3 protein-coding genes are annotated in these 2,206 nt (G+C 69.7%); all 3 read right to left on the reverse strand.

The annotated features are described in order from the left end of the window. Positions 1-1,184, reverse strand: a 1,184-nt coding sequence (locus DL1_RS20590) for a PepSY-associated TM helix domain-containing protein (protein WP_038070259.1), incomplete at its 3' end; no start/stop codon positions are given. A gap of 11 nt (positions 1,185-1,195) precedes the next feature. Then, positions 1,196-1,666, reverse strand: coding sequence for a DUF2271 domain-containing protein (locus tag DL1_RS20595; RefSeq protein ID WP_038070262.1), 471 nt, complete (start codon positions 1,664-1,666; stop codon positions 1,196-1,198). A 38-nt stretch (positions 1,667-1,704) separates the two neighbouring features. Then, the gene (locus DL1_RS20600) at positions 1,705-2,085 is read right to left on the reverse strand and encodes a PepSY domain-containing protein (RefSeq protein WP_038070264.1); all 381 of its coding nucleotides are present in this window, start codon (positions 2,083-2,085) and stop codon (positions 1,705-1,707) included. Positions 2,086-2,206: the final 121 nt, after the last annotated feature.

Here is a 2,206-nt window from a genome sequence, read left to right on the forward strand (position 1 = left end):
GCGGCCGCCGCGCCGTCGCCATAGGTCGCGGCGAGCAGGATGATCCGCTGGGCCGCGGTGTAGCGCTCTGGCGTGAAGCCCGACATCGGGCCGACATGGACGCTCTGCCCGGCTTTCGTCAGGGCGGCGTGCAGCGTCGCGGCAAATCCCCAGGTGCTGCCGCCCTCGCTGCCGACGAGCAGGATCGTCTCGGCACGAGCGGCGGGCTGATTGCCTCGGATGCGCGGCCGCCCCCTCCGTCCCGCGAGCCAGACGACAACGCCAGTCACGCCCATGGCCGGGACGCCGAGCGCCATCAGGCCGAGCACCAGGCCGAGCGTCGCCGCGCCCTGTCCGGTGTGCAGCATGTAGATGGTCTCCGAGACGCGCTCCCATCCCGTGAGGTCGGCCCAGGCCAGGAGGGCTCCGTCGCCCTGGTCGAGATAGCCGGTGCCCCGGTCGGTCTTGAGCGTGAACACGTCCGTCGCGTCGCCGGGATAGGGAAAGCTCAGCTCGCGCAACTCGGCGACGGGCGTCTGCTGCAGCGTGGCCATCCGGTCCAGCGCGAACCCCGTCTCTCCACTGACTTCGGTCGGGGCGGCCGCTATGGCGCCTCCATCCGGCAGAAGATCGAAGGTGGAGGCCGTCATCCAGAGGGCGGTCGTGGAGGACAGAACGAAGCCGACGACAGCAATCCGGGCGATCTCGACGTGCAGCCTGCCCGCGAGCGGTCCGCGCAAGCGCGCGAACCAGTGTCGCCAGCCGCCCGCCCGCCGCGCGACCAGCGCCGCGCCGGAGAGCGAGAGGATCAGCATCGCGGCAGCCCCTGCCGCCATGGCGATGCGCCCGCCGTCCCCGAGGAACAGCGAGCGGTGAAGGTTGGTGAGCCAGCGTTCGGCCTGGTTCGGGTCGGCCGAGGCCACGCCCTCACCCGTCGCCGGGTCGATCACGGCGGCCCCCGGCGCGCCCTGATCGAACCAGTAGGCAGTGATCCGGCCCGAGGGTGATCGGCGGATCTGCTCGACGCCCGGATAGACCGTCTGGATGCGGTCCGCGAGGGCGGCGACCGTCAGCCCGGTCTCCGCCTGCGCGGCGGCAAGCCGTTCGGCCGCAGGGAAGACCGACAGTGCCGCGCCACTCAGCGCGAGGATCGTGACGAGCGCGAGGGCCAGAAGACCCGGCCAGCGATGGAGTGCACGGATCATGGCCCCGCTCCTCACATGTCGTAGGCGAAGCTGGCGATGTAGCGGCGGCCCTGCACCGGCGTGCCGGCGCCATCGGTCGTGAGCGGGACGGCCACCTCGTTCGGGCTGTCGCGCATGTCCTCGACGGCCGCGTCGATGTGGAGCGTGTAGCCCGCGTCGAAGAGCGCGTCGGCCAGGTCGAGCGTGATCTCGAGCGTGCGGCCCGCGCCGACGCTGGCGCCGGTGATGCCGTTCACCTGCGCGGTGTCGCCGCCGGTGGCGCGGTACCAGTCGCTGAGGTGCTCGTAGTACTTGGACTTGCCGCCAGCCATCCAGAGACTGCCGACATACGCGCCCGAGGTGTCGGTGACGTAGAGCGCGAGATAGGCCCCGTCGCCGCCGTAATTGTTGAGGGTCGTGGTTAGCGTCACCGGCCGTGCCATGGCCAGGCCGGGGAGCGTCAACGCGGTGGTCAGCGCGAGCGTTGCGAGAAACGATTTCATCGGGATGATCCTTTTTGGCAGAGGAGCTTGAGAGCGGTTCAGTTCACCTGAACCTGCGGCGGGGTGCCGTTCCCGAAGAGGCCGTTCTGCGGAGGGGCGACCGTGCCGGCGGGCGCGGGATTGCGGGCGCCGCCACGGTCGTCGTCCTCATCCTCGTAATCCATCTCGACGATCTGCAACGTCGCCGGATCGAGCTTCACCTCGATCTCCCGGCCATCCTGATCTCGGCCCTCGATCTCGTAGCAGCCATCGTCGATCTCGAAGTCGCGCACGGTCCAGCCGTTTTGCTCAGCCAGCTGCATCACGGCCTCGCGCGGCTGCCACTGGTCACGGGGCACGCGGCACTCGTCGTCGTCGGCCAGGGCGGCGCCAGCGGGCAACAGGGCGATCAGGGCGAAGGCGGTCAGGGTCTTCTTCATGGCAGGGTCTCCTTGTCATCTGCTGAGGACAATCTGGAGACAGGACCTGAGGCCTTCCTGACGCGTCGGCGATTCCCGCTTCAGCTTGCCGTCAGGAAAATGGCCCCGCCGATAAGGGCGG

The organism is Thioclava dalianensis, assembly GCF_000715505.1.
GTDB lineage: Bacteria > Pseudomonadota > Alphaproteobacteria > Rhodobacterales > Rhodobacteraceae > Thioclava > Thioclava dalianensis.

What these genes read in the sequence shown, in the direction of transcription:
- DL1_RS20595 (WP_038070262.1), bottom strand. Translation starts at nt 1,666, where the DNA reads ATGAAATCGTTTCTCGCAACGCTCGCGCTGACCACCGCGTTGACGCTC.
- DL1_RS20600 (WP_038070264.1), bottom strand. Translation starts at nt 2,085, where the DNA reads ATGAAGAAGACCCTGACCGCCTTCGCCCTGATCGCCCTGTTGCCCGCT.